This is a genomic window from Sediminispirochaeta smaragdinae DSM 11293 (genome assembly GCF_000143985.1).
Taxonomy (GTDB): domain Bacteria; phylum Spirochaetota; class Spirochaetia; order DSM-16054; family Sediminispirochaetaceae; genus Sediminispirochaeta; species Sediminispirochaeta smaragdinae.
This window is the reverse complement of sequence record NC_014364.1, coordinates 2,393,890-2,419,455: the sequence shown is the minus strand read 5'-3', so window position 1 is coordinate 2,419,455 and position 25,566 is coordinate 2,393,890. Positions and strand designations below refer to the sequence as shown.

25 protein-coding genes are annotated in these 25,566 nt (G+C 48.5%); 18 read left to right on the top strand and 7 right to left on the bottom strand.

Translation table 11 applies throughout. The features are described from left to right. Positions 1-4 precede the first annotated feature (4 nt). From SPIRS_RS11395 to SPIRS_RS11380, 4 genes are read left to right on the top strand one after another with little or no spacing between them, the layout of a single operon-like run. Positions 5-850: a carbohydrate ABC transporter permease gene (locus SPIRS_RS11395; RefSeq protein WP_013254838.1), complete on the top strand. Its 846-nt coding sequence runs from the start codon at positions 5-7 to the stop codon at positions 848-850. A 2-nt stretch (positions 851-852) separates the two neighbouring features. Next, positions 853-1,743 (top strand): ROK family protein, encoded by an 891-nt coding sequence (locus SPIRS_RS11390; RefSeq protein WP_013254837.1) that lies wholly within the window; start codon positions 853-855, stop codon positions 1,741-1,743. 3 nt (positions 1,744-1,746) lie between these two features. After that, entirely contained in the window at positions 1,747-2,793 is a 1,047-nt protein-coding gene (locus SPIRS_RS11385) for an SIS domain-containing protein (protein WP_013254836.1), read from the top strand. Further along, complete coding sequence (locus SPIRS_RS11380) at positions 2,793-3,632, top strand: MurR/RpiR family transcriptional regulator (RefSeq protein ID WP_013254835.1); 840 nt, start codon at positions 2,793-2,795, stop codon at positions 3,630-3,632. The genes SPIRS_RS11385 and SPIRS_RS11380 overlap by 1 nt, the downstream gene beginning before the upstream one ends. A gap of 15 nt (positions 3,633-3,647) precedes the next feature. Here SPIRS_RS11380 and SPIRS_RS11375 read toward each other — a convergent pair whose 3' ends face one another. From SPIRS_RS11375 to SPIRS_RS11365, 3 genes are all read right to left on the bottom strand, one after another. Continuing rightward, positions 3,648-6,068, bottom strand: coding sequence for a hypothetical protein (locus SPIRS_RS11375; protein WP_245537578.1), 2,421 nt, complete (start codon positions 6,066-6,068; stop codon positions 3,648-3,650). A gap of 176 nt (positions 6,069-6,244) precedes the next feature. Next, positions 6,245-7,912 carry a diphosphate--fructose-6-phosphate 1-phosphotransferase gene (locus SPIRS_RS11370; RefSeq protein ID WP_013254833.1) on the bottom strand — a complete coding sequence of 556 codons (1,668 nt, stop codon included), beginning with the start codon at positions 7,910-7,912 and terminating at the stop codon, positions 6,245-6,247. Between the two features lie 74 nt (positions 7,913-7,986). Then, positions 7,987-9,147 carry a galactokinase gene (locus SPIRS_RS11365; protein WP_171814767.1) on the bottom strand — a complete coding sequence of 387 codons (1,161 nt, stop codon included), beginning with the start codon at positions 9,145-9,147 and terminating at the stop codon, positions 7,987-7,989. Between the two features lie 130 nt (positions 9,148-9,277). On the opposite strand from SPIRS_RS11365, the gene manA reads away from it, so the two are divergent. From manA to SPIRS_RS11340, 5 genes are read left to right on the top strand one after another with little or no spacing between them, the layout of a single operon-like run. Next, positions 9,278-10,504, top strand: a complete 1,227-nt coding sequence (gene manA, locus SPIRS_RS11360; protein WP_013254831.1) for a mannose-6-phosphate isomerase, class I — start codon at positions 9,278-9,280, stop codon at positions 10,502-10,504. Then, positions 10,488-10,937: a YaiI/YqxD family protein gene (locus SPIRS_RS11355; protein ID WP_013254830.1), complete on the top strand. Its 450-nt coding sequence runs from the start codon at positions 10,488-10,490 to the stop codon at positions 10,935-10,937. Before manA ends, SPIRS_RS11355 begins: the two co-directional genes overlap by 17 nt. A 3-nt stretch (positions 10,938-10,940) precedes the next feature. Then, complete coding sequence (locus SPIRS_RS11350) at positions 10,941-11,966, top strand: TRAP transporter TatT component family protein (RefSeq protein ID WP_013254829.1); 1,026 nt, start codon at positions 10,941-10,943, stop codon at positions 11,964-11,966. 1 nt (position 11,967) lies between these two features. Then, positions 11,968-12,963 carry a TRAP transporter substrate-binding protein gene (locus SPIRS_RS11345; RefSeq protein WP_013254828.1) on the top strand — a complete coding sequence of 332 codons (996 nt, stop codon included), beginning with the start codon at positions 11,968-11,970 and terminating at the stop codon, positions 12,961-12,963. Beyond that, a complete protein-coding gene (locus SPIRS_RS11340; protein WP_013254827.1) occupies positions 12,960-14,819 on the top strand; it encodes a TRAP transporter large permease in 1,860 nt (619 codons plus the stop codon). The genes SPIRS_RS11345 and SPIRS_RS11340 overlap by 4 nt, the downstream gene beginning before the upstream one ends. Here the strand turns inward: SPIRS_RS11340 and asnS are convergent. Beyond that, positions 14,816-16,204: an asparagine--tRNA ligase gene (gene asnS, locus SPIRS_RS11335; RefSeq protein ID WP_013254826.1), complete on the bottom strand. Its 1,389-nt coding sequence runs from the start codon at positions 16,202-16,204 to the stop codon at positions 14,816-14,818. The two genes, SPIRS_RS11340 and asnS, sit on opposite strands and share 4 nt — an antisense overlap. A 106-nt stretch (positions 16,205-16,310) precedes the next feature. Here asnS and SPIRS_RS11330 point away from each other — a divergent pair, with 106 nt between their 5' ends. From SPIRS_RS11330 to SPIRS_RS11310, 5 genes are read left to right on the top strand one after another with little or no spacing between them, the layout of a single operon-like run. Further along, positions 16,311-16,655: an arsenate reductase family protein gene (locus SPIRS_RS11330; RefSeq protein ID WP_013254825.1), complete on the top strand. Its 345-nt coding sequence runs from the start codon at positions 16,311-16,313 to the stop codon at positions 16,653-16,655. Positions 16,656-16,657: 2 nt separating this feature from the next. Beyond that, positions 16,658-17,443: an MBL fold metallo-hydrolase gene (locus SPIRS_RS11325; protein ID WP_013254824.1), complete on the top strand. Its 786-nt coding sequence runs from the start codon at positions 16,658-16,660 to the stop codon at positions 17,441-17,443. Beyond that, positions 17,440-19,146 carry an AMP-binding protein gene (locus tag SPIRS_RS11320; protein WP_013254823.1) on the top strand — a complete coding sequence of 569 codons (1,707 nt, stop codon included), beginning with the start codon at positions 17,440-17,442 and terminating at the stop codon, positions 19,144-19,146. The genes SPIRS_RS11325 and SPIRS_RS11320 overlap by 4 nt, the downstream gene beginning before the upstream one ends. Then, positions 19,143-20,207: a 3-deoxy-7-phosphoheptulonate synthase gene (locus tag SPIRS_RS11315; RefSeq protein WP_013254822.1), complete on the top strand. Its 1,065-nt coding sequence runs from the start codon at positions 19,143-19,145 to the stop codon at positions 20,205-20,207. The genes SPIRS_RS11320 and SPIRS_RS11315 overlap by 4 nt, the downstream gene beginning before the upstream one ends. Next, positions 20,207-20,758 carry a DJ-1 family glyoxalase III gene (locus SPIRS_RS11310; protein WP_013254821.1) on the top strand — a complete coding sequence of 184 codons (552 nt, stop codon included), beginning with the start codon at positions 20,207-20,209 and terminating at the stop codon, positions 20,756-20,758. The genes SPIRS_RS11315 and SPIRS_RS11310 overlap by 1 nt, the downstream gene beginning before the upstream one ends. Positions 20,759-20,784: 26 nt before the next feature. Here the strand turns inward: SPIRS_RS11310 and SPIRS_RS11305 are convergent, their stop codons facing one another. Together SPIRS_RS11305 and SPIRS_RS11300 are read right to left on the bottom strand one after the other, a co-directional pair. Further along, positions 20,785-21,501: a zinc ribbon domain-containing protein gene (locus tag SPIRS_RS11305; RefSeq protein ID WP_013254820.1), complete on the bottom strand. Its 717-nt coding sequence runs from the start codon at positions 21,499-21,501 to the stop codon at positions 20,785-20,787. Beyond that, complete coding sequence (locus SPIRS_RS11300) at positions 21,473-22,810, bottom strand: hypothetical protein (RefSeq protein WP_013254819.1); 1,338 nt, start codon at positions 22,808-22,810, stop codon at positions 21,473-21,475. Before SPIRS_RS11300 ends, SPIRS_RS11305 begins: the two co-directional genes overlap by 29 nt. Here SPIRS_RS11300 and SPIRS_RS11295 point away from each other — a divergent pair. The 3 genes from SPIRS_RS11295 to SPIRS_RS11285 are packed head-to-tail and all read left to right on the top strand — an operon-like array spanning position 22,809 to position 24,900. Continuing rightward, the gene (locus SPIRS_RS11295; protein WP_245537577.1) at positions 22,809-23,744 is read left to right on the top strand and encodes a M23 family metallopeptidase; all 936 of its coding nucleotides are present in this window, start codon (positions 22,809-22,811) and stop codon (positions 23,742-23,744) included. The genes SPIRS_RS11300 and SPIRS_RS11295 overlap by 2 nt on opposite strands. Positions 23,745-23,773: 29 nt before the next feature. Next, positions 23,774-24,403: a uridine kinase gene (gene udk, locus SPIRS_RS11290; protein WP_013254817.1), complete on the top strand. Its 630-nt coding sequence runs from the start codon at positions 23,774-23,776 to the stop codon at positions 24,401-24,403. Next, positions 24,400-24,900 carry a hypothetical protein gene (locus SPIRS_RS11285; RefSeq protein ID WP_013254816.1) on the top strand — a complete coding sequence of 167 codons (501 nt, stop codon included), beginning with the start codon at positions 24,400-24,402 and terminating at the stop codon, positions 24,898-24,900. Before udk ends, SPIRS_RS11285 begins: the two co-directional genes overlap by 4 nt. Positions 24,901-24,911: 11 nt before the next feature. Here SPIRS_RS11285 and yidD read toward each other — a convergent pair whose 3' ends face one another. Then, positions 24,912-25,205 (bottom strand): membrane protein insertion efficiency factor YidD, encoded by a 294-nt coding sequence (gene yidD / locus SPIRS_RS22145; protein ID WP_083771479.1) that lies wholly within the window; start codon positions 25,203-25,205, stop codon positions 24,912-24,914. 145 nt (positions 25,206-25,350) lie between these two features. On the opposite strand from yidD, the gene SPIRS_RS22510 reads away from it, so the two are divergent. Next, positions 25,351-25,521: a hypothetical protein gene (locus SPIRS_RS22510; RefSeq protein WP_013254815.1), complete on the top strand. Its 171-nt coding sequence runs from the start codon at positions 25,351-25,353 to the stop codon at positions 25,519-25,521. The last annotated feature ends 45 nt before the right edge of the window (positions 25,522-25,566 follow it).

Genomic DNA, 25,566 nt, shown 5'->3' with positions numbered 1-25,566 from the left:
TACCATGCGGACCAATAGACTTTTCATCGTTTTAAAGTATGCTGCCGTAATCCTTTTAGTGATGTATATTCTTTCGCCTTTTCTCTGGTTGATCATCATGTCGCTGAGCTCATCTGCAGATCTCACCACAAAACCCCTCCACTGGATTCCCGAGAAAATTGATATTGCATCATATAAAAGGCTATTGATAGTCGGGCTGAACAGTCGAGGCACACTTTTTCTCTACGGCCTCCGAAATAGTCTCAAAACTGCATTATCGGCGGTCATTATTTCCATGTTTGTTACCATTCCCGCTTCCTGGGTATTTTCACGCTATCCGGGAAAGAAGAATATCATTCTCAAGATTTCAATCTTTACCTTTATGTTGCCGCCTATCGCATATGCGCTGCCCTTATACCGCATCCTTTCAAGAATAGGATTGTTGGATAACTCTCTTTCACTTGCCCTTGTGTATTGCACAATCATCCTTCCTTTCTGCGTTTGGCTTATCAAAGAAAATATCGATACCATTCCCTATGACTTAGAGGAGGCCGCCATCATTGACGGGGCAGGTTTTACCAAGCGAATTTCACTTATTGTCTTGCCGCTTTTACTTCCGGCGCTCGGTACCGTTGCACTTCTTTCTCTTCTCATGGCATGGGATGAGTATTTTTATGCAATGCTTTATACCAACAGCCAAAATGCAATTACCTTGCCGGTTGTGATTTCCAATCTTGCTTCTGGTCGACAATCAAATTACAACCTTATCGCCGCAGGGGGCGTTTTGGCGTCGCTTCCTCCGGTCTGCATAGGGTTGCTTCTTCAGCGTTCTCTTGTAAGAGGTTTGATGATGGGAGGCGTAAAGGATTGAAAGTGTATGCCGGTTTGGATATAGGCGGAACATCAATGAAATGCATGTTGCTTGATGCCGAAAAGCATCCTATCGATACTGCAAGCTTTCCGACCTGTTCGATAGACGGGATGGAAAGAGCCGTCGATACCATTTCTGAAGAGATCGGCACGATGCTCAAGAACTCCGGAGGCGTGCTTTGTTCGCTTGGTATTGGATGCTCCGGGCCGCTTAATATCAAGACAGGTGTTATTGAAAATCCCTATACCCTCCCAGGTTTTGAAGGGCACAGCCTCACTATGGCACTTCGGGAACGCCTGCAGGTTCCCGTCCTGCTTGAGAATGATGCGAACACGGCTCACCTGGGGGAAATTGAAAGCATGGATACCCCACCGGGGAACTCCATCATGTTGACATTCGGAACTGGAGTGGGGTGTTCGATCCGCCTTGATGGAAAAATCTTTCGCCTTCCAGGCGGAGTGCATCCTGAGATAGGCCACATTCCGGTAGGAGTTGATGCAGATATCCTCTGTTACTGCGGAAAAACGGCATGCCTGGAGAATGTCCTGTCGGGAACCGCAATAAATAGAGATGCACAATTGCGCTTTGCTTCATCTCCGGAGGAGATATTACAAGCTCAGGGGAGTGATAAAGAAAAAGAAAAATTCCGAAAGCGTTTGGTTAAGGCCTTGACCGATGCCGTGCTGAGTCTTTCGATCATCTTTCATCCCCAAATCATCATTATCGGAGGCGGAATAGAGGACTTGCTTGTGGAATATATTATTCCCGACCTTAGCTGTCTGCTTGAACGCCTGCTTTCCACATACGGGAAAACGAGATTGATACCGGCACGTAAGGGATCATTGGCAGGATGTTATGGAGCTGCATTAATGGCATACACGGAGGAACGATAAAGAATGAACGAACTATTGAATAAGTATAAAATGCTCCTTTCCGATACGACAGGAGTCGAACCTCTCTTGGTCGAGATGAATAAGCAGGCGGCGGACGCCGTACAGACCTACAGGCAACAGCATATACAGATGACAAAACTTGCGGCAAGAATTCAAGAGAGGAAAAAAGTGCTCCTTTTAGGCATGGGGGCTTCACACTTTGTTAATGAGATATTTTCCTTGCAATTACGAGCCTGCGGCGTTGAAGCCTGGGCAATGACCGCTTCGGAATTCCTTTATAGTCCGGTGGCCATTAATGACCGGCTGGTGATCCTGACATCACAATCAGGAGAATCCATAGAAACTGTTAAATGTATGAATTTGCTTTCCGATGAAGAGGTTTACGGCATAACGCTAAGTGAAGAAAGCTCCATTGCAAAAGGGACTAACGCGATAGTGGCATCGGGAGGTGCCGAGCTTGCATATGCCGGAACAAGAAGCGTTACCCTTTCCTTAGCTGTCATGGCATATATTACCCTTGAGCTTGGTGGCGTCAGTAAAGAGGCCGTTATGAATTCTATTGCATTTGCACAATCCGACCTTTCGGCGATGGAACGGGCATTAGGCGTACTATATGCGAAGCAACACATTGTTGTTACAGGACGAAGCCTATTCTCCGGACTTGCACATCTTTTCTCTCTTGGCCTGGAAGAGTTGAGTGGCCAGCCGATTGTCTGCAACGAGGCCGGCCAACTGCGACATGGTCCTGTAGAGGTCCTTTCCGAGGATAGTGTCTTGGTTCTGTTTCGTCAAAGCGGAAGGGCAGGGACACTGGCCAAGAGTCTAAGCACAATAGTTGAGAAAAGTTCCTGTGCCTTGATAGTGATAGACTCCTCCGGCATGAGTCCTTTAGACCATGCCATCACTATCCACTGTCCTGTGGGAAACGATATTGCGGCAGCCCTTGGGGTAATGACGACATTTCAAGAGCTCATGGTTGCCTATGCGTGCAAAAAAAATCCCAAAGCAGGTATTCCCAAATATAGCAGCAAAGTTACAAAGACAGAATAATGGAACTATGCTATAAAAACGATATGCTTTTATGGGATAAGATTGAGACGCAGTCGAATGTTTTTAGTTCGACTGAGCAGAAATTAATTAGCTATATCAAGAAGAATCCCCAGATCATATTTAAAACCATTACCGAAGTTATAGAAGAAAGCGGAGTCGGATATGGTACCATTATTCGTTTTTGCAAAAAAATTGGCTGTTCGGGTTTTCAGGATTTCAAAATTCGTCTTGCAACTGAAAATAATCATGTTGAACAGATAAAAGAAGGTGATAACGGCTCTTTTCTTGAAAGCTATCGGAAGAAAGTAATCAAGCAGCTGAATAGTACCGTTCGGAATACCGATGAGGCAGCTCTGCTCGAGACAGCACAGCATATTATAGCGGCACGGAAGATTATTGTGATCGGTTTCGGTGGATCGTTTCCCATGGCGCAGGACTTTGTGTACAGACTATTGCGGCTTGGGTTTGGGAACATTTCGCTTGATGCTGATGAACATGTCCAGGCATATCGGGTTTCTTTATTAAGTCCTGAAGATCTGCTGGTTGTATTTTCTTTTTCGGGAGCAACAAAGGGAATTTTGGAGACAGTCAAGCTGGCGAAAAAAGCGAAGGCAAGAATCGTATCGTTTACAAACCATATAAAATCGCCATTAATAGAACTGTCGGATTGCAGTATGATTACGGCAATCAAAATTCCGGCTCTTCAGGCGGAGTTAAGTACCCGTCTACCTTTTTATTTTCTTATCGAGGTTTTGACGACGTTACTCTATGAAAACTATCCGGAAGTGCGAAAAGCCCTTGAGCTCACCTACGATGCCGTTGCCGATAAGCAGATATAAGATTGATATGGGATTTCAGTGCGTAAAGGCGATAAACACCCGTTTTGCCTTAAAGAGAGAAATTCGTTGTATAACGGTAAGGTGACTATCGTCCCATTCAATCCATCCGTTTGCACCTTGCAGTGAGGAAAGCGCTGTTTCTTCCTCATAGGAGGCATGCATAAGATAAAAGCGAACCTTCGTTTTAAGGATCTTTTCCTTTTGATCGTCCTGAAGAAGATTCGAGATGGCCTGTTCCGGTTTTACCAGTTCAACAAGAATGAGATCCGACGTATCATCGTTAACGATAAGAAATCCCGGAAAAAGAGGCGAGATCGGAAATATCTTGCCTTGTGCCGATGTACCTTCGGAAAGGAAGAGGGAACCTCGTGCGGATGAGGGAATCCCAAGCTTACGAAAATAACCGATATAGTCCTCTGCATAATGGGGCGAAACAGTTGCTGTATAGTTATTATCGTCGAAATCCTCCAATAGCTCTCGATATGCAGCTATGCGCAAATCAAGAAGCGCTATGATATTTCCGTACAGCCAATCCTTGTTCTCGGCCATTGCGGTATAGAGATTGTGGTTGTTCGCCATGATCGGTTCACCAAACATGGTCAATGTCTTAATTTTGGGGAAATCGATATGCTGCATAAAGGTGACGAACGATAGTCCGTCGAAGGCCGAATAGGCGAGTCGTGAGAGATCGGAACTTCTGGCATATCCGCGAAACAATCTCAGCGCCTTATCAAGGGTTTTCCGATACTCGATATTTTCGGCAAGCTTTTTTTCGACCTCGCTTCTCCGTCGTATGTCCACAAAATCAGGGTCCTTGAGAACTAGTTCCTCCGACATATAGCGGGAGATTAACTCATCATCCCCTTCCGCTCCTGTTCTTAGGATGTCTGGAGTATATGGCTTTTCTTCACCCGGTTTTGTCAAAAAAAGATAGGAGCGCTGATTGTGACTTGTTTTTGGTTTTATGAGTACATAATCGCTTGTCGCCTCGGCAACATAAGCAAAAAGCTGTAGGCTTTCGGGTGCAATATAGTCCCGTATCATTGACGAAAACTCCGGAGACAAGGTTTCATAATCTGTTTTGGGAACCTCGGTGGTTATAAAAAAAAGCTTCGCTGTACCGTCTCTGCCAGGGTTGTATCTCTTGAGATAGGTCCACATTTCTACAGGATGAAGAACGAGGGTAAAAGACTCTTCTCCCCGTTGCATAATAAGATGACAGGATCCTTCCTGAATCGAAAAATCGGGAATGGAGAAGGTATATTCGCTATCCGGAACATTATCCGTCCACAATCTACCCTCAAAGGCGTGTTCCTGCCTAAGCCCTCGAGGTGCACTCCCTTTACGAATCAGTTGATCGTCAAGAAAATCCTCTTCCGACAAAAAGAGCGGAGCCTTTCGAAAAGACCATGTTTGATCGGTGAGCATTTTATAATAATATCCGTTTTCTCCCGCAGAATTGCTTCCCGCGACACGCAGTTCGCGGGCTTCGTTTCCTTTTCCAGTCTGAAGTATCGTAATGCGACGGGATAGTCGAGCCCCTGCCGACAGGTTGACGGAAGGCTGCTTTTGCCAAGGCTCAGAGGGCAGGGCCCATGGGGTGAAATTAGAGCGGTAATCGGAACCTGCTATGCCGAAATCCCGTTTTTCATAGGTATATTTATAGAACATCGGATCGCTCCCGACGGTGTCGAAATCCGCCAAACGAGTATACATCTCTCCGGCGGCGTTTATAAGGAACATGGTCGATGCACTTGCACTGATCGATTCCGCTATAAAACTTCCCCGTTCCGGACCAAGGAGATTATGGCTGAAATCACTAGGCAATCCTGTATCTGCAAATCGTATCTCTTGGCCTTCTTTTCCGAGAACGTAGATGGTGTTAATACCCATGGTCCCATAGTGATGCTGATTGTGATAGATATCTTCGTACCAAAGAACCTGGTCGTTACGGATCCCGATGCTCCAAGCGCGGTTTCCCACGACAAGGGGATTCATCTTCAACTCCGATTCATAGGGCCACCCCTGAACATCGTACCACCTTTCCTTCCTCTGCCGGAGGCTATAGCCAAGTTTTATGCGGTAGAATACTCCTTCATCGGACAAGGCCATAAGTTCATCGGCGTCCGCAGAAATTTCCACAATCCGTGATGCATGATGAAAATTCAGGGAAAAACGTCTGTGTGGCAATCCCGTTCTTGTCAAAAGGGCCCAATCCGTCGGCTTCGTTTCCTTATCTCTCGACTTATAATAGATGCGGCCGTCGACGAGAATGAAATAGTAATTGGTATTGAAGGTTTGCGTACGGGTCTTTATGTAAATACTTTCAGGCAAGTGCCCGTTTATATCTTCTTTCAGATATTGTTGTTCCGACAAGGGAAACGAAAGCCCTTCCTCTTCTTCGATGGTTTTTCGGTCTTGCTCGATTCTGTACATCGAGGTATCGAGATAGGCGTTGGGATACCTTGTTGCACAGGAAAAACACAAGAGTGAAATCAAAAGTGGAAAAACCATAAAAAAACGGTATGAAAAAAAACGGCTTAGCATCACAATACGATTAATATATACCATATAAAGGGCGGCTTCATCTGACGCCGCCCTTTATCATAGTTTTAGATAAACTCTTTTCCCGCTTCGAGGCTGAGAGAAATAGTAGGCATATTACACACCTCGTCCGGCCCATAGTACTGGATTGCACCGGGGTAGGTAAAGCTGGTCTTAACCGCCCATTCATCTCTGTGTGCAACGAATGTTCGGAAAGGAGCTCCAGATAAATCAACAAGGGCCTTTTTGATGACAGGCTTCATCTCTCCGTGCCGAAGCTCCATGTTCATCATCATGGTAAGAGGAATTCCCCCCGCGACCCATTGGGAGGCTGGCTGGCCGAGATTTCTGATGGAAGAGATATAGCCGCTTAGGCTCTCTCGGATAAGAACCGCAGCGTTGAAACCAAGGGCATAGCAGTAGTTTGTATCAAAATTGGAAGGAAAGGCGCAACGCCCCTCATATCCGAAAAAGTGGTGCTGTGTAGAGAACTTTCCCGCATATTTGCCGTCGTGCTTCATCTCTTCGAGCTTGTCCGCAACCATTTCAATAAGCAGCTGCTCGGTTTCGATTCTTGATACCTGTACATTTCCGTGGGGATCTCTGTCCATGAGAAGCTGGCGTTGAATATTGTTCGGCAGGCTGGAGAAGACATAGGAGCTGTCCCGTGAAAGGTTCTTATTTACCCATTCGGACTGATCTTCGAAGGTTCTGAGGGTAGAAAAATGCTCCTCGTGGTGAGCCAGTAGGTCATTGAGCTCCTCAATGAGATGTTTCATCTCCGGAACGAATTCAATTAACCCTTCGGGTACAAGGGCAACGCCGAAATCTTCCCCCTCTTTGCTTCTTGTCACAACGACATCGACAATCTGGTTGACTATCTCATTGAGTGTCATTCCCTTTTCTTCGACCTCTTCGCTGATAAGAGCGATGCTTGGGTGTGTCTGAAGGGCGCACTCGAGGCAGATATGGCTGGCCGATCGCCCCATCAACTTGATAAAATGCCAATACTTCTTGGCGGAGTTTGCATCACGTTCAATATTACCGATCAGTTCGGAGTAGGTTTTTGTAGCGGTATCGAAACCAAAACTTACCTCGATCTGCTCATTTTTCAGGTCGCCATCAATGGTTTTAGGAACACCAATCACCGAAAGGTCATGTTTCTGCCTTGCAAAGTATTCGGCCAGAACCGCAGCGTTCGTATTGGAATCATCACCCCCAATAATGACGATGGCCTCTATGCCCCTGGCTTTGCAAACTTCCGCACAGCGGGCAAACTGCTCTTCGGTTTCCAGTTTTGTTCTGCCGGAACCGATAATGTCGAATCCTCCGGTATTGCGGTACTGATCGACATAGCCATCGCTCAATTCAATGGCTTTATCATCCAGAATGCCTGAAGGACCTCCGAGAAAACCGAATAACTTCGATTCAGGATTACATTTCTTCAAACCGTCGTAGAGCCCTGCAATGACATTGTGTCCGCCTGGGGCCTGCCCTCCGGAAAGGATGACCCCCACCTTTAAGGCTCTTGAAGTGACGCTGCCCTCGCCGGGTTCAAAGGTAACGATTGGCTTTCCGTAACTTATGGGAAAGAGTTGTTTCATTTCATTCTGATTGGCAACCGATTCGGTTGCCTCTCCCGTCACCGTTTTCAACGTTCCCAGATCCCCAGAAAGGGCTCTCGGGAGAATAGGCTTATAGCCATATCGGCTTTTCTGTAGTAGTGAAATATTCATCTGGATACTCCTCGGATTGATGTATTACGTACGCGTTTTATTTTTATACGACGGTCGACGGTTGGTGGTCAAGTTTAGCACTCCCCCGTTGAGGATATTAAGATGGGAGTGACGCTTCCTTTTCCTTGATAATGCTCCATCCTTTCTCGAAAAAAGGAAAATCTTTCGTTGGGAACATAGGCCTGGATGGTTCCGGCAAAGCCTCCCCCATGGACCCGGCAGGCTCCATCATTTCCAAGCAACTCTTCGGCAAGGGCCAAAGCCATGGAGATATTCTGTTCCTCCGGTTTTGATGGGGAATAGATATTTTGAAGCAGATCCCGGCTACTTTTAGCAGAAGCCCGTATGATCGAAAGATATTCCTGCATGTTTCCTTTCTTTAATGCTTCAGTGGCTTCTGTTACACGAGCATTTTCATTAAAAAAATGGAGTGCACGCAATATGGCCCTGTCTCCAACCGCTTTTCGAAGAGAGGAAAGCTCCTCGAAAAGCTGATTTCTCGACAACTGGCGGCATGCCGTTTTTCCGAAAAAACGGGCGACAGCCTCCATCTCTTGGGGAACCGCTGCATAATCGCCGGTAAGATCGGCATGACTGCCCCCGGTATGAATGACTGCGAGGGTGTACCCGTGGTCGTAAAAGCTAAAGTCGACCGATTCGATTATCGGCTTCTCCGGATATTCCAGATCAACGGACACAATACCGCCGTAGGAACAGGCAATCTGGTCCATAAGGCCGCAGGGCTTTCCGAAAAACCGATTTTCTGCCTCTTGCCCCGCGAGGGCCATGGTCAAGGGATCGATAGTGTCGTTGTTAAAAAGTCTGGAGATGATTTTTGCAATGAGCACTTCAAAGCTTGCCGAAGAGCTTAAGCCGGAGCCGAGAGCCACCCCGCTGCGAACGAAGGCTGAAAAGCCCGCTGCTTTGAATCCCTTCCGCCGAAGGGCCGCAATAACTCCCCGAACAAGGGCAGAGGAGGTTCCCTTTTCCTCTTCTCGCGGTTTGTCGTCATCGATTATAAGGTCTACCCGTTCGGGTAAACCCTCCGTGATGATCTCAACCCGCATATCGTCCCTCGGCGCAACGGCGGCCGTCTTGGCAAGATCTATTGCCGCAGCAAGGACTTTACCTCGATTATGGTCGGTATGGTTACCGCACAGTTCCGTTCTTCCCGGGCTAACGACCAAGCAACTGCTCTCTCGACGAAACTGGTTTGCAAATAATGTATCTAGCATGCCTTCCGATATCATCTTTGGTTCCTGCCTATTGTTTCGGGTTTTGTTGCTATAGTATGGGGCGATATTACCCTTTCTGGCAAGGGCTCTCCCTTTGACTATCTCTTGAAGAGCGGTATACACTAGTTGTATGAAGTGTGACGCGTATTTTCTACAGAATATTGTACAGCATTATCCCTGGGGGGAAGAGACGGCTATCCCTGAGCTTTTGGGGATCAAAGCCGACGGTCGTCCCTTTGCCGAGCTCTGGATGGGGGACCATCCCCGCGGTCCGAGTAAGGTATTGTCTAAGGAGGGGAAGTTCGAGGAATTGGGAGATCTTTTGAGTACCAATCCCGAGGCTTTTCTCGGCTCTGGGATTAATGGGAAATATGGTGGGCGTTTGCCCTTTCTTTTTAAGGTCCTTGCGGCAAAGACACCTCTTTCGATTCAGGCCCACCCTAATAAAGCTCAGGCAGAGGCGGGATTTGCCAGAGAGGAAGCTGCCGGAATTCCCATTGACGCCCCTCACCGCAACTATCGCGATAGAAATCACAAACCGGAAATCATAGCGGCCCTCACTCCTTTTACCGCCATGTGCGGCTTTCGTGATCGAGAGGAAATTATCGACGGTTTTTCACGTTTAAAAAGTCGTACGGCAGAAGGGAAACTCCTCCCTTTGCTTAAGGAAAAAGAACATGCACTTTCCTCCTTTTTTATGGCCCTTCTTAATCTTGAGAAAGAGGATAGCAAAGAACTTGCCGATGCTCTCGCTTCCTGGGCGAGGGAAGAAAGGGGGGCTCTTGATGGAAAGAAAAAAGAGGCCGCTCTTGTTCGTAGATTTATCGACTATTATCCCGATGATCCTGCCGTATCGGCACCGCTGTATCTTAATGTAATCCGTTTGGACCCCGGCCAGGCTCTTTATCAACCGGCAGGCCTGCTTCACGCCTATGTGGAAGGGGTTGGCGTCGAACTCATGGCAAATTCCGATAATGTCCTTCGGGGAGGGCTTACACACAAACATATTGATATGAATGAGCTTGAGTCGGTGCTCATCTTTTCTTCTTCCACCCCCGCGATACTTACGCCGGTCAAGACGGATGTAGGGCTATTCCGCTACCAAACGCCGGCACAAGAGTTTGAATTGCAGCGGTTCGACGGCGGCGAGGCCACTATTGAAGGCCGTTTCCCTGCGATCGTTCTGGTGACAAAGGGGCATCTTATGTTTCGAGTATCCGGACAAGCGGATTCAATGGAGGCGAAACGCGGACAGAGTCTCTTCCTTCCTGCAACGTGCGGCTTGCAGATAAGAGGAGAGGGGCAAGCCTATATAGCCACCTTACCTGGAGAGCCTTTGAGTGAAGTTATTAGTTGACGCTGACGGTTGTCCGAGAAATGTCCGTGCCATCGTGCTTCGGGCGGCCGGACGCTTGGGGATTCCCGCTCTTTTTTTTGCCGACCGCCGTTTACCCGATGTCGAATCTTCCAAGCAGGAGATGGTACTTGTAGGAAAGGGGGACGATTCGGCAGATGATGCCCTTGTACGGCAATGTGAAGCCGGGGATATTTGTATCAGCCGCGACATACTCCTTGCAGCAAGGGTGGTTGAACGGGGGGCCGTAGCCATTGATACCGATGGATCGGTCTATACTAAAGAGAATATCGCCGAACGGGTAAGCATGAGAAATATCATGACCGAATTGCGATTTTCTGGTATCATGCCCACACAAAAAAAGGGTGGAGAACAACATTACACTCCATTTGCAAATGCTTTTGATACCCTATTGGCAAAACATAACAAGGGGTAAATCATGAAAAAAACCTTTGATCTTGTTTTTTTTCTTCTGCTTTTTGCCCTGGTGACGGCTTGCTCCCCCACGAAATTTGCCACGGAGATGGCGATAGACGCCTTAACCGGAGCAGGAAGTTCGACGGCATTTACCGGCGAAAGCGATCCTGAATTGGCAGCACAATCGCTGCCCTTTGCCTTGAAAATGTACGAGGCTCTATTGGTCGATCATCCGGACCATCCGGCTCTTCTTTCTGCCGCCGGTGAGGGGTTTGTCTCTTATGCTAATGCCTTTTGTCAGCTTCCCGCCAGCATGGAATCCTCGTGGGAAAAGCAGCGCCATATGCTACAGCGTGCCGCCTCTCTCTACCTTCGGGGACGCGATTACGCATTAAGGGCCCTTGAAACGCGGCACGACGGATGCATTCGTCTGTTGAATGAAAAACGATACGACGAGGCACTGGAAAACTGTTCGAAGGAAGATGTTTCGGATCTCTACTGGGCCGCCGCCGGATGGTTCGGGGCAATTTCGGCCGAAGGCTTCAATATGAGGCGAATGGCAGAGGCCCCCACCGCATATGCCCTTCTTGTGCGGGCACTCAGCCTTGACGAGGGCTTTAATTACGGGGCCCTTCATGAACTTGCCATTGCTGTGCTTCCCGCTCTGCCCGAAGCGATGCGTTATCGGCCGAATGTGGCTCCTGCCGACGACCCCGTTCGGACATGGGAGGCCGATTATTACCACGGTCTCGGGATTGATCCGATCAGCGATCCCTACCGTGCCGCATATCACCATTTTGAACGCTCGCTCAAGCTGGGGGAAGAGGGACTTGTGAGCCCCTTTGTCGCCTATGCCGAGGCTGTCTGTGTGCCACAGCAGGATTACGAGGGATTTCGGGCTATGCTTGAAAAGGGACTCGCCGTCGATATGGAAACGAGGCCTGACTCCCGGCTGGTAAATACCCTCCAAGCGGAGAAGGCTCGGTGGCTTCTTGCTCATGCCGAGGATTTTTTTGTCGTTATTCCCGATGAACAATCGGAGGAGTAAAATGAAAAGAAAAACCACGTTCGTTGTTGCCGTTCTGTACTGTCTGGTTGCCGTGATGAATCTACCCGCTCTGACCGTAAAAATCGGAAGTATAGCACCGGCCGGAAGTCCATGGGACCAGACCCTGAAAGAGATTGCCGCAGACTGGGAAGAACTTTCGGATGGCCGCCTTAGCATAAAAATCTATGCCGGAGGAATTGCGGGTGACGAAGAGGCCATGATCAGAAAGATGAGGGTAGGGCAGCTCGACGGTGTGGTGCTCACCTCCATCGGACTTGATATCATCAGCCCCGATCTTTTCATTATGAGCCTCCCCCGTATTATCCGCAGTGCCGATGAGTATGATTATCTTGTTCCCAAGATGGAACCGACCTTCGACAAGATCGTCAGCGAGAAGGGGTACAAACTGATTACCTGGACCATGGCCGGTTGGGTCAAATTTTTCTCCACAAAACCTGTCGTTATCCCCGATGATCTAAAGCGTTTGCGACTGGGGATCATTCCGGGACAAGAGGGAATGGAACGGATATGGAAAAATATGGGATACAGGGTTCTGCCCGTCGACACTATTGACTGGCTCAGCTCTCTTCAGGGGGGAATGATTGAGGCGACCTTCACAAGCCCTCTTGCGGCAGCGGCCTACCAGGTCTTCGGCGTTGCAAACCATATGCTTGAATATCCCATCTCCCCGCTACTTGGTGCCCTCGTGTTCAGTGACCGCAGCTGGAAGCGGATACCGGAATCGCTCAGAATACGGCTCCTGGAATCGGCCCAGGAGCATATCAAGCCCCTGTACGAGCGCTCTACCCAGCTCGAGGAGGAGGCAATGTCGATCATGAAGGAAAATGGTTTGGTGGTCCATACCTTAAGCGATCAGCAATGGGAGCTATGGGAAGAGGAAATCGCCCGTGCCTATTCCTCTGGACTGGATAAGGATTACTCCGGAGCTGTTCTGCAGGAGATTCAGGCGTATCTTGAAGAGTACAGGAAAAAATGAGACGGATAGAACGCGTCGTTTCCTATATCTCCGGTCTGTCGATCCTCCTGCTCGTCGCTCTTCCTGTTTCTGAAATCCTCCTGCGCCTGTTTTTCAGCAGGGGGATTACCGCTTCATCCGACTATATTACCCATCTTGTGCTCATTCTTACCTTTCTCGGAGGGGTCGCCGGTGCGATCAATGGCGACCATCTAAGCATTTCGGCCGTTGCCCATTTTCTTAAGGGAAGAAAGGCCTTTGCTATTTCCCTTGCGGCAACCTTTATTTCCGTTGCCGTTTCCATTGCTTTTGCCTGGACCAGCCTTTCGATGTTATTTATAGCCTTCGGCCCCGAGGCCATGGTAGGGTGTATCCCAACACGGCTGATCATCCTTATTATGCCGCTGGGCTATCTTTTCATGGCCTTCGGCTTTATCTTTCGTCTTATCGAGACTGAGCGATCGCCCCGCCTTGTGCCTGTGTTCGGCCTGATCGCAATCGTTTGTGGAACGCTTCTTGCCCTGCCTGCGGTGGCAAACCTCCTTACTTTTATTCCTGCGGCTCCTTTGGATTTTATCGATGCTGCTGTTCAGATGTATTACAATGCGGCGGAAAGAGTGGTACCGCTGCTGCTGATACTTTTTATCTTCGCTGCTTTTCTGGGTGTGCCGCTTTTTGTCGTGCTTGGCGGTGGGGCCCTGCTTCTTTTCGCCCAATCCTTCGGCAGTCTTGAGGTCGTACCGATCGAATCCTATTCGATGTTGACCGCCCAGACCATTGCGGCAATTCCCTTATTTACCGTGGCCGGTTTTGTCCTTTCCGAAAGTGGGGCGGGTGAACGCCTCATTGCCCTTTTTCGTCTCCTGTTTCGAGGACTTCCCGGCGGGATGGCCGCGGTAGCTGTTATTGTTTGCGCCTTTTTCACCACCTTTACCGGTGCTTCCGGGGTGACCATTTTGGCCCTTGGAGGGCTCTTATCGGTTATTCTCAGGAAAAACGGCTTTGATGAACGCTTTGTCGACGGTTTACTTACCAGCAGCGGGAGTATCGGCCTCCTTTTTCCCCCGAGTCTGCCGATTATCCTTTATGGGGTTGTCGCCCAAATCAGTATCCGTGACATGTTTCTGGCGGGCATTATTCCCGGCACGATTATGGTAGTCATGGTCTCGTTTATGGGCTTTCGAGCATCATCCAAAGGGGTGCAGGTAGAGGAGTCCGGCCATGAGCCAGTCCTGCGTATCATAGGTAATGCTCTTTGGGAAGGGCTCTTACCGCTTGTCGTACTTGTTCCCTATTTGACGGGAATAGCCACCATAGTGGAAACCGGGGCTGTCACCTTACTCTATGCGCTCATCGTCGAGATGTGCATCCATCGTGATATTTCGCTTCGCAGATTGCCGTCGGTCCTGATAAAAAGTGTTCCCATTATCGGAGGAGTTCTGATTATTCTTGCATCGAGTCGGGGCCTCGCTTATTACATTGTCGATGCGGAAGTCCCGATGAAGCTCGCCGCTTGGATGGAAGCCCACATCTCCTCCCGGCTGCTTTTTTTACTTTTACTTAATATCGGCCTTTTGATAACCGGCTGTCTCATGGATATCTTTTCGGCGATCATGGTGGTTGTCCCCCTCATCCTTCCTTTGGGAGAGCTGTTCGGAGTACATCCCGTACATCTTGGAATTATTTTCCTCGCAAATCTGGAACTTGGTTATCTCACGCCGCCTGTGGGTTTGAATCTTTTCCTTGCCAGCTATCGTTTCGGGAAGCCCCTCCCTGCTATGTATCGGTCGGTGCTTCCCTTTTTCCTTGTGATGCTGGTTGCCGTCTTACTGATAACCTATATACCGGCACTCAGCCTTATCTTTGTCGGCAACTAAAAGGCGGCGTTGCCGACCGTTCTGGGAAACGGGATAACATCTCTGATGTTCTGCATTCCCGTGACATATTGAATAAGCCGTTCAAAGCCGAGCCCAAAACCGGAGTGGGGAACCGTGCCGAAACGACGAAGATCAAGATACCACCAGTACTCTTCAGGATTCAATCCCGTATCGTGAATCCGCTGTTCAAGCACCGAAAGGCGACTCTCCCTCTCGCTTCCTCCTATGATCTCCCCAAGTCTGGGGACAAGCACATCCATGGCCGCGACGCTCTTTCCATCATCGTTAAGCTTCATGTAGAAGGCCTTTATCTCTTTGGGATAGTCGGTTACTATCACCGGCCCCTTACAGACCGTTTCGGTCAAAAAGCGTTCATGCTCCGACTGCAGGTCGGATCCCCATTCAACGGGAAATTCGAAGTTCGTTTTGCCTGTTTTGAGGGCCTGAACAGCCTCGGTATAGCTCATATGGGTAAAGGGCGTATCGATGACCTTTTCAAGGCTGTCAATAATACCCTTTTCGACCCATTGATTAAAGAATTTCATATCCTCGCTGCAATGCTCAAGGACCGATGATAGAATATTTTTCAGAAAGGCCTCGGCAAGCTCCATATTACCGGCAAGATCGCAGAAGGCCATTTCAGGTTCGATCATCCAAAATTCCGCAAGATGACGAGTTGTATTGGAGTTTTCCGCACGGAATGTGGGGCCGAAGGTGTAGACGTCTGAGAAGGCGGAGGCGTAGATTTCGGCCTCAAGCTGCCCGCTTACCGTGAGGCTGGCTCTTTTGCCGAAAAAATCCTGAGAATAATCGATCTTGCCTTCTTTCAGCGGAACCTTCTCCAAGGGAAGAGTCGTAACCTGAAACATCTCACCTGCACCCTCGCAGTCGCTGGTGGAAATGAGGGGAGTATGAACATAGATAAACCCCTGTTCCTGAAAAAAACGATGGACAGCCCAGGATAACTGATTCCTCACCCGTGTGACGGCTCCAAAGGTGTTCGTTCGCGGTCTGAGGTGGGCGATCTCCCGCAGAAATTCAAAGGAGTGACGTTTTTTCTGAAGCGGATAGCTTTCAGCAGGGGCTTCTCCGATGAGTTTCAGACTATCGGCCTGAAGCTCTATACTCTGATTCTTCCCCGGGGAGGCGGCAAGGGTACCGGTAACTTCCACACTCGCACCGGTGGTGATGCTATCGATGACCGGGCTTTTTTCTTCCTCTGCCTTATCGACGATAACCTGAAGATTTCGAAAGGAGGAACCGTCGGACAGCTCGAGAAAACAGACATTCTTCGAGTCCCTTTTGGTTCGGACCCATCCATATACCGTTACACGCTCTCCGGGAGCCATAGAAAGAATGGTGACGATTCGATGTGTTCTTCTCATATGAATATTGTGTACCACGTTCCCGGCTATTGGTCAAATGTTCGCTATCACCTTTTTGCACTCTTCCCTTGCAAATTCTTCTTTCGGAGTATAAAGTTTAGCGATCATGATTCAGATAATCGGCAGTAAGAAATGTCGTGCCACAAAAAAGGCTAAACGTTTTTTTAGTGAGCGTGGTATCGGCTTCCAGGATTTTGATCTGAAAACGCACAGGCTTTCTCCCGGAGAACTTTCGAATATAGCTAAATCGGTTCCTCCCGAGGAACTTATCGATAGTGACGGTGATTTTTACCGCAAGGCGGGGTATCAGTGGAGGGAGTATGACCCCCTCGAAGAGATCCTTGAGCATCCCGAGCTTTTAAAGACGCCGGTAGTGCGTGCCGCCGGTAGTGCTGTCTGCGGGGATGCTCCCAATGTATGGAGTGAGTTTGCCCGTCGGGAAAAGGGGTAGCGATGCGTTATTCGATTCTCGGAAGCGGATCGAATGCGAACGCCTATCTGTTCGAGCATGATGGAGAAGCTTTTCTGTTCGATAACGGTTTTTCTCTTAAAGAGTTGACCAGACGTGCGGAATCTTCGGGGTTCGATCTATCGCGATTAAAATTTATATTTCTTACCCATATTCATGACGACCATCTTAGAGGTGTAGCACCACTGTCCCGCCGTTATCATCTGCCGGTGGTAGCTCACGGTGAACTTGATCTCGGCCGCTATATCAAGGGGGATATTGAACAGAAGCTCGATATCAGGACCGGTCGGGAATATGAAACCGGAGCCTTACGCTTTGAAGCCTTTTCCACCAGTCACGATGCCCCGTATTCGATGGGCTACCATTTTAGCCTTGCCGGAACAACGTTTACGATTCTGACCGATACGGGGCTTACCTCGGAAATCATGACCAAGTATGCAGAATCTTCGGATGTGCTGTTTCTTGAAGCAAACTACGATGAGACATTGCTTGAAAGCTGTTCTTATCCACGCTTCCTTAAAAAACGTATTGCATCAGATAAAGGACATTTATCGAATAGTGCTGCCGTTCAGTTTCTGAACAACCTTTCTCCCGAGTCTATGCTTTCATCGGTCTATTTTTGCCATCTTTCCGGGAATAGCAATAGTCCGGAACTCCTTGCACATCATGTGAAAGAGAGTCTCGAGTGGAAGGGGCGTTACCGAATTCTAAAAAAAGGTGAACGTTTTGTGCCCGCCGCCGCGGAGAATTGGGAGGAACGAAACCTATGACATTCGATACACTCACGCTTCGGGAATTCATTACGCAATCTGCACGACGATACGATACACGTCCGGCCCTCTCCTTTATCAAGGGAGGGACGATTAGCTACCGTGACCTCGACGAAAAAAGTCTACAATTGGCGGCGGCGCTGAAAGGGCTTGGCATTAGGCCCGGTGATCGAGTTGCCATCGTTTCGGCAAATATGCCAAATTGGGGGCTTGCCTATTTTGCCGTCTCCAGGATGAAGGCCGTCACCGTTCCGATACTTCCGGATTTTCCTCCTGCCGACATGGTCAATATTCTCATCCATGCTGGAGTCTCTGCCGTTTTTGTTTCCCGAAAGCTCTATCCGAAACTGAAACGTGTATCAGAAAAAGGGATTGTGATTATCTTTATCGAAGATTTTTCTCTTCTGAAAGAGGACGAGACCTCCGTTCCCATCGACTTGAAGCAGTTTTTGGGTAAAAGCGAGAAGGATCTGGAGATAGATATCCCAAAAGAAGATGATGTGGCGTCGATCATTTATACATCAGGCACGACGGGCCAGTCGAAGGGAGTGATGCTTAGCCATAGAAACCTGGTTTTCGATGCCCTTGCGACCAGTCCCATTCCGGGTATCAAGCCCGGAGATACCCTTATCTCCATTCTTCCATTAAGCCATACCTATGAATGCACCATTGGAATGATTATTCCCTTGATGTTGGGTGCCCATATCCATTATCTCGATAGGCCGCCGGCTCCGAGCGTTCTGCTGCCGGCCCTGAAAGAGATTAGGCCCTCTCTGATGCTTTCGGTACCTCTTCTGATAGAAAAGCTATATCGTCAAAGCATTCTGCCTCTTCTGAATAAAAAGACGGCCGTAAAACTTCTCTATCGAATTCCTCCCTTTCGAAAGATGCTCAATCGTTTTGCCGGAAAAAAGCTTATGAGAATTTTCGGCGGGCGGCTCTATTTTTTCGGTATCGGTGGTGCCGGCCTTGCGCCCGATGTTGAAAAATTCCTTCGTGAAGCACAATTCCCCTACGCGATCGGTTACGGTCTCACCGAAACAAGTCCCCTTATAGCCGGTTGTTCCCCCTCAGAAACGAGATATACCTCGACCGGGACAATCATTCCCGGGGTTGTCGTCAAACTTGGGGATCCGGATCCTGTGACAGGGGAAGGAGAGATCCTTGTAAAAGGGCCGAATGTCATGATTGGCTACTACCATGACGAAAAAAAGAGCGCTGAGGCCTTTACCGAAGATGGATGGTTCCGTACCGGGGATCTCGGAGTCTTTGACAAAGACGGCTTTCTCTACATCAGGGGCAGAAGCAAGAACATGATTCTTGGTCCAAGCGGTGAAAATATTTATCCGGAATCGATTGAGGCCGTTATCAATCAATTCAATTTTGTGACGGATTCCCTGGTCTTTGAAGAAGAAGGGAAGATTTTCGCACGAGTCCATGTCGATTATGATCAAATCAAAGAGGCCTTCAGCCATCTTGCAGACTCTGCCGGAGACATCTCCCATCACGTCGGTGAATACCTTAACGAGTTGAAGATTATGGCGAATAAGCGCCTGAGTTCCTTTTCCAAGTTACACGATCTGTTGGAACAACATGAGCCCTTTGAAAAAACTCCGACCCAAAAGATCAAGCGCTATCTTTACAGTGGTAAGACAAAGCGGCACAATAAAGGGAACGAAATGGAAGACGGAGAAAAACATTGAACGAGAACGATCAGAGAATCAATGACCTCCACATTCGCTCTACGGTTCCTCTCATAAGCCCAAAAGAACTGAAGCGGGAGTATCCCTTGACACCTGCGATTGCGAATACGGTCATCGAAAGCCGGCGAATCATTAAAAATATCATAACCGGCAAGGATAAACGACTTTTGGCGATAGTTGGCCCCTGTTCCATACACGACCGCAATGTCGCCATCGATTATGCAAAACGGCTTAAAGAGTTGGCCGATGAGGTTTCCGACTCTATCTATGTAGTGATGCGTGTCTATTTTGAAAAACCCCGAACCACAATAGGGTGGCGTGGTTTGATTGTCGATCCCTATCTCGACGGAAGCTATGACATTGCCTACGGTTTGAAGCTTGCACGGCAGATTCTGCTCGATATTGTCTCGATGGGCCTGCCGGCCGGAAGTGAAATGCTCGATCCCATTGTTCCCCAATACATTGATGATCTGGTCAGCTGGGCGGCCATTGGTGCACGGACCACCGAGAGCCAGACACATAGGAATCTTGCAAGCGGACTATCGATGCCCGTGGGCTTTAAAAATGGTACCAGCGGTAGTCTCGAGCTTGCGGTCAATGCCATGCAATCGGCAGAACACCCTGCAAGCTTCATCGGGATTGATCAGGATGGTAATACCTGTATTCTCCATACGACGGGACACGACGTCTGCCATCTCATCCTGCGGGGTGGAAGGAGCGGCCCTAACTACCATGAAGAGGATGTCGAACATGCCCAGCGTCTTTTAGAGGAGGCAGGACTCCTTCAAGCGGTTTTTGTCGATTGCAGCCACGCAAATTCCGGCAAACGGCAGGTACGGCAGCGGCGGGTACTCCGTTCTGTTATCGATCAGATTGTCAGAGGCCAGGATGTTATCCGCGGAGTTATGATCGAAAGCAATATCGATGAGGGGTGTCAGGATATTTCCGACTCCCCCGATGAACTAAAATATGGGATTTCCATCACCGACGAGTGTGTCGGCTGGGAAGAGACCGAAGATATGCTAAGAACGGCCAGAAAGAGGCTGAAGGAGGCACATTGATGAACAAAAAGGCGGTGATACTACTTGCCGACGGATTTGAAGAGGTTGAAGCGACTACTCCTATCGATTTCCTTCGCCGGGCAGGAATTGATGTCTGTGTGGCTGGTGTAGCAGGAGTGCAGGTAACCAGTTCCCACGACCTTACTATGGGCTGCGATTGTTTGCTGAGCGAGGTGAAGAGTTCCGATTATGATGCTGTCATTATTCCCGGGGGTATGCCCGGAGCCGCGAATGTTGCAAAAAGCGATGAAGCCCGACGACTTGTGACCGATCTCATGGAAGCGGGGAAACTTGTTTCGGCGATTTGTGCGGCACCTGCAGTGGCCCTTGAATCTTTTGGGGTCTTGAAAGGAAAGAAAGCCACCTGTTATCCCGGCTTCGAAAAGCATTTTTCAGATGCAACGTTTTGTGCCGATCGCGTGGTTCTCGACGGCAATCTCATAACCAGTCGGGGCCCAGGTACGGCCGCGGAATTTGCTTTGGCCTTGATCTCCTACCTTGCCGGAAGCACGGTAGCAACTCAGATTGCTAAGGATACCTTACAAAAATAGTTGTATGTTTTCTCCTTCAAACGCCGTTAGGCATTGAAAAAGCGTTTGAAGGAGATTCTTCCCCCAAAACGATAATGAACATAGAAAAAGAGAGCCCCGAGAGGAAAGAGGGCGGAGCCGGTTATTACCGACCAGCCGTGAATCTTTTGGGGCGTTCCCCGATTGATTGAGATAATTGCATCTAAGATAAGACAAAAGAGAGCTACCGCCCATAACGATACCCCCGCTATGTTGAATCCCCTTGATTTTGCCTTTGCACCGTAAATAATAGCCACTACCGTTACTGCTGTGGCTACCAGGGTGATCGGCAGGGACCAACGAAGGAAACTTCCGAGGGTTCCCGTTATCATGTGAAAGAGAAGGGCGATAACAACGACAATAAGCAGATAAGAACTAAGCAGTTTCCAGACATTTCTGACAAATAGCGAACAGGCACATATCGCAAAGGCTCCCAGAAGAGAGATAATTGGAAAAATCGACCAGGTTATTTCTCCATGTAACAAAAGGTCGGTGGAAAGCGTTACGGTAAAGGGGATAAGCAATACGAAGAGGATAAAGTGTAAGGCGGAGAACCGTTCCCTGTTTGTAAATTTTCTCCGTTGATAATGCAGCTTATGTTCCCGATCAGGATATTCGCCGAAACCGATGGGCTTGGTATCGATAGAAGGTAGCGGAGTTTTGCAAAGCGGACAGGTTTGGGTATCGGGATCGACCTCAACTCCGCAGTGGGGACAGTAAGGCATTCGTTTCTCCTTTCCAATTACCTCTAAGGTATGGTCGTACCCCAGCTTTCCGGAGAAAGCTGAGGAAGTGATATTCCAAAAGCCGCTCTTCCACAAGCGATCCGAAGGTTACCGAGAGAGTGTCCCCGTAACTGATGACTCCACACTTGATGCCAAGTACGGGACTTGGCGGCGGAACAAAGCTAACGCTTTTGACAAGATCGTTTAGCGGTTTAGGGAGCGAAAAAACCCCTAGATTCGAGAGATTTCCGGAAAAGGCCTTCTCTCCCTGATCCCTGTAGACCATCCTAATAACACTATTTTTTACAAAGAGCGGTGCAATACGAAGCAAGGGATGAACAACTCCCCGCATGTTCTTTCTAATATCCTGCTTTACATTGCGGTAGTCGAGTTGACTCCTGAGAAAATGGTGTACCTTTGGGCAAATTTCATCAAAGTGATAGTAGCCGAGACGAGTATCCAAATGGGGGGAGAGGGCAAGAAAAAAGTTACGCATGGTTCTGCTTGGGAGCATAGGACGAAGATTAATGGGAACCATAATGGAAAGGGGAGACCAGTGTTTTCTCGGTCGTCTCTTCATACAGCATATCTGAATCTCCTGAAGGGCAAAAAAGTAGACCGATACAAGATATTCCGTCAGGCTGAGCCCTCTCATCTTTGCCTGGTTGCGGAGCTGAGCGACAGACATATCTGCCGTGAGAACACCGTACTGATCGGTACTTTTGCGCTTTCCCGGAAGACGAAAGGCTTTGAGGTAGCCTTCCGAGTCCGGAATATCGGAATCAAAGTAGCGCCTGAAGGCATCTTCGGCCTCTTCCTCAACATATGGAGAGGTGCCAAGACGTATCTGTTCGTCGGCCTCAAACAGGCGTCGATCCATCTCAGATAAACCTCCCACAAGTTCCTTGTAATAGTCTGCAAGAAGGGTCTTCAGAAATATCATTGCCCCGGTACCGTCGGTGAGGGCATGGCTGAATTCAACTGCGATAGTATTCCCCCATGCACGTACGCGAAAGGGAAAGACTCCTCGTTGTTTGAACGGCATAAAGGTACAAGGATATTTGCTGTCGATGACGATGTGGGGAGTCCTTTGGTTCTTGACGAAGGTATACCAGAAGGCTCCGGGACGCAGATGGACCTTATAGTACGGGAATTTATCTATAGTCACGGCAAGGGCCCTATTGAGGGCATCGACCTGAACAGCCTCGAAAAGGCTTACGGAAAGACGAAATATGGTGGTATATGATTTAGAGAGTACTGCCGGGTAGAGATTTCCGTTGTTATCCAGCCTGGCCCAGTTGCTTTGCATGCGCTTATTCTATATCAGAGTCGGGCCTGTTGACAGTAGCATCGATATCCTTTTTTCGGGATTACTCAAGAGTGATATCATCAATGCCGATAAGGTAGGTGGAGCTATGAAACACAATCGACTGTTTTTTTTAACAATTGCCATCTTTGCTTCCTCGTTTTGGGCTCAAGCCCAAAACCAGAGCTATACGGTGAGACCAGGGGATACGCTTTACAGCATTGCCCGTAGTTTTTCTTTATCCCCCGATGCCTTAATGATGGAAAACGGTATCAAAGACCCTACCACTCTTCAAATTGGTCAGAAGCTTATGCTTCCTCAGATAGAAAAAGAGTATACGATCCATGAAGTGGCACGGGGTGATACGCTTTACGGAATTGCACGAGAGTATGAGGTTGATATTGATCGTCTTTGTTCGATAAACGGCATCTCAAAGGATTCGCTCCTCAAGATCGGAATGGAACTCAAAGTACCGATTGTTTCCAAGCTTCCTGTCCTCGAAGCGGGAAAAGAGGATGATAATGGGCACAACGATTCCGTCCCCCCTTCTTCGGGAGATGTTACCCCTCCATCTGACTATACAGGAGTTCCTCTCTGGCCCCATGCAGGAAGCCGAAAGGACCTTTCGGGAAAGTTGAAGGGAATTGAAATTCAGGGTAATGCGGGAGACGACGTTGTGGCGGTTAATAGCGGTAATGTGGTCTGGGTTGCTCCCTACAGAGGGTACGGACGTCTTGTCATGGTCGAAGGGGCGGACGATACCATTTACGCCTATGGCGGAAACGGGGAGACCTTCGTGCATGTCGGAGACAGGGTTAGCCCCGGAACCGTTCTTGGAAAATTGGGAACTCACCTCATAGAAAAAGATGCAAAAGTCTTCTTTTTTGTCTATAAAGACGGAAAACCGCTTGATCCGGCAAAGGCTCCCCGTGGATAATGGGCTACCATTAATAAACGGGAGCGGATGTGGAAGATATACGAGTCATTGCAATCGGGGGCGGTTCGGGTTCCGGTAAAACAACCATTGTCCGAAAGATATCGGAAATCGTTCCCGACTTTAACTTCATCCCGCAGGACAACTACTATAAGTCTGCAGAGTATATCAACAATAGTAATATTACGGCTTTTAACTTTGATCATCCCGAGGCCTTTGATAACGATCTCTTATACGAGCACCTGCTTGCCCTCAAATCGGGAAAGAGTATCGAAATGCCTCAGTATGATTTTGTCCATCATCGAAGGAAGGAAGAAACGGTCCCGCTTGAACCCAAGCATTTAATTATTTTCGAGGGGATTATGGTTTTTTCCGATGCAAAAATTCGTTCGCTTTTTGATCTCAAACTTTTTGTCGATACTCCCGACGATATCAGATTTATCCGCAGATTGGAGCGGGATGTGAAGGAGCGAGGGAGGACCGTCGACTCTGTTATCAATCAATATCTTGAAGTAGTCAGGCCTGGACACTATGAGTTTATTGAACCAACGAAATTGTATGCCGATTTGATTATTCCTGAAGGGGGCTTTAACGATAATGCCCTGAGAGTTTTGATTCCGTTTATGAAAGAGATTAGTCGAACTGAGGAGGAGAAGAGATGAAACGACTGACTATCGGGGGAATGCTTTTTTTTGTCACGGCGATCCTGTTTGCTCAGGAAAGCTTTACCGTTACCTTTAGTAACCAAACGGGCTATGACATCAATGAGCTTTATATTTCACCCTCGAGTTCTGATGATTGGCAGGACGATCTGCTTAATGGCAACAGTGTTCGCGATGGCGAATCAAGTGAGGTGCAGGTACCGTTGTCCGATCCCGATGCGGCCATCTTCGATGTTCTTGCCGTAGATATCGACGGCGACCGATACACCCGTTACGAGGTCGATCTTTCCGATGCAGCCGATCGTACCATAACATTTACCTTTGACGATTACTCGGAAGGAAGCGACGGTGGCGGATCGGATAGTAGCGACAGTTACAATCAGGGATACCTTGACGGTTATCGGGAGGCTTGGAGAGAGGCCTATAAAGAGGCCTACAGCGAGGGCTATCGAAGCGGTCTTGAGGATGCCGGTGCCCTATCCGAGCATAACAGATAGGCACCCACCCTTTAGGGCCTTTTCCTGCGGTGGAAGCGGCGATATCCTTCCCCGATCTCTTTGAAAGAGAAGTGGTCGGGGACAGGGTCGTCACCACCGGTAAAGAAGGCTCCTGTACAGCGTCCTATACGGGAAATGGCCAGAAGTGTACCTTTCAGGATCCCATGTTTAAGTATGGCTTTTTTGCCATACGATGAGCAGCTTGGGGTATAAATGCAGGTGTCGGGTAGTGCTGGAGAGATAACGATTCTGTAGAATTCTATGGGAAGAATCCATATTTTTCGGACAATTTTCGCGAGATTCATCGAAGGAAAATATACGATTTTCTGCATGTTATGACAAGGTAAGGTAAAGGATTAAGAGGCTATGGTGGGTTTGACGAAACTTTGCTTTTATTGTATAGTTTATATGAATACAGGGTCTTATTAGGCCCTATGAAGGGAGATTGTTATGGCAGGTAGCGTATCAAAGAACGCTCGTCGTGGCGGAGCGCAGCAGCTCGTCAGTCGCTGGGGCGGAAATATTAAGATGAAATCTGTCTTTAAGAATGGCAAACTGAAGCATATGGCCGTGTGTGAAGCAAGCGGCAACACCGCTCGTAAGCCAAAGGATTTGATGTAGAAGAGGTTTTTTCTTCTATAAAAAAGGGACTGTCGTTTGAAGCGA

Excerpts from the sequence above, each read along its gene's own strand:
- SPIRS_RS11395 (WP_013254838.1), top strand. The coding sequence starts at position 5 with ATGCGGACCAATAGACTTTTCATCGTTTTAAAGTATGCTGCCGTAATC.
- SPIRS_RS11385 (WP_013254836.1), top strand. The coding sequence starts at position 1,747 with ATGAACGAACTATTGAATAAGTATAAAATGCTCCTTTCCGATACGACA.
- SPIRS_RS11380 (WP_013254835.1), top strand. The coding sequence starts at position 2,793 with ATGGAACTATGCTATAAAAACGATATGCTTTTATGGGATAAGATTGAG.
- SPIRS_RS11375 (WP_245537578.1), bottom strand. The coding sequence starts at position 6,068 with ATGTACAGAATCGAGCAAGACCGAAAAACCATCGAAGAAGAGGAAGGG.
- SPIRS_RS11370 (WP_013254833.1), bottom strand. The coding sequence starts at position 7,912 with ATGAATATTTCACTACTACAGAAAAGCCGATATGGCTATAAGCCTATT.
- SPIRS_RS11365 (WP_171814767.1), bottom strand. The coding sequence starts at position 9,147 with ATGCTAGATACATTATTTGCAAACCAGTTTCGTCGAGAGAGCAGTTGC.
- manA (WP_013254831.1), top strand. The coding sequence starts at position 9,278 with ATGAAGTGTGACGCGTATTTTCTACAGAATATTGTACAGCATTATCCC.
- SPIRS_RS11350 (WP_013254829.1), top strand. The coding sequence starts at position 10,941 with ATGAAAAAAACCTTTGATCTTGTTTTTTTTCTTCTGCTTTTTGCCCTG.
- SPIRS_RS11345 (WP_013254828.1), top strand. The coding sequence starts at position 11,968 with ATGAAAAGAAAAACCACGTTCGTTGTTGCCGTTCTGTACTGTCTGGTT.
- SPIRS_RS11340 (WP_013254827.1), top strand. The coding sequence starts at position 12,960 with ATGAGACGGATAGAACGCGTCGTTTCCTATATCTCCGGTCTGTCGATC.
- asnS (WP_013254826.1), bottom strand. The coding sequence starts at position 16,204 with ATGAGAAGAACACATCGAATCGTCACCATTCTTTCTATGGCTCCCGGA.
- SPIRS_RS11330 (WP_013254825.1), top strand. The coding sequence starts at position 16,311 with ATGATTCAGATAATCGGCAGTAAGAAATGTCGTGCCACAAAAAAGGCT.
- SPIRS_RS11325 (WP_013254824.1), top strand. The coding sequence starts at position 16,658 with ATGCGTTATTCGATTCTCGGAAGCGGATCGAATGCGAACGCCTATCTG.
- SPIRS_RS11320 (WP_013254823.1), top strand. The coding sequence starts at position 17,440 with ATGACATTCGATACACTCACGCTTCGGGAATTCATTACGCAATCTGCA.
- SPIRS_RS11310 (WP_013254821.1), top strand. The coding sequence starts at position 20,207 with ATGAACAAAAAGGCGGTGATACTACTTGCCGACGGATTTGAAGAGGTT.
- SPIRS_RS11305 (WP_013254820.1), bottom strand. The coding sequence starts at position 21,501 with ATGCCTTACTGTCCCCACTGCGGAGTTGAGGTCGATCCCGATACCCAA.
- SPIRS_RS11295 (WP_245537577.1), top strand. The coding sequence starts at position 22,809 with ATGCGCTTATTCTATATCAGAGTCGGGCCTGTTGACAGTAGCATCGAT.
- SPIRS_RS11300 (WP_013254819.1), bottom strand. The coding sequence starts at position 22,810 with ATGCAAAGCAACTGGGCCAGGCTGGATAACAACGGAAATCTCTACCCG.
- SPIRS_RS11285 (WP_013254816.1), top strand. The coding sequence starts at position 24,400 with ATGAAACGACTGACTATCGGGGGAATGCTTTTTTTTGTCACGGCGATC.
- yidD (WP_083771479.1), bottom strand. The coding sequence starts at position 25,205 with ATGAATCTCGCGAAAATTGTCCGAAAAATATGGATTCTTCCCATAGAA.
- SPIRS_RS22510 (WP_013254815.1), top strand. The coding sequence starts at position 25,351 with ATGGCAGGTAGCGTATCAAAGAACGCTCGTCGTGGCGGAGCGCAGCAG.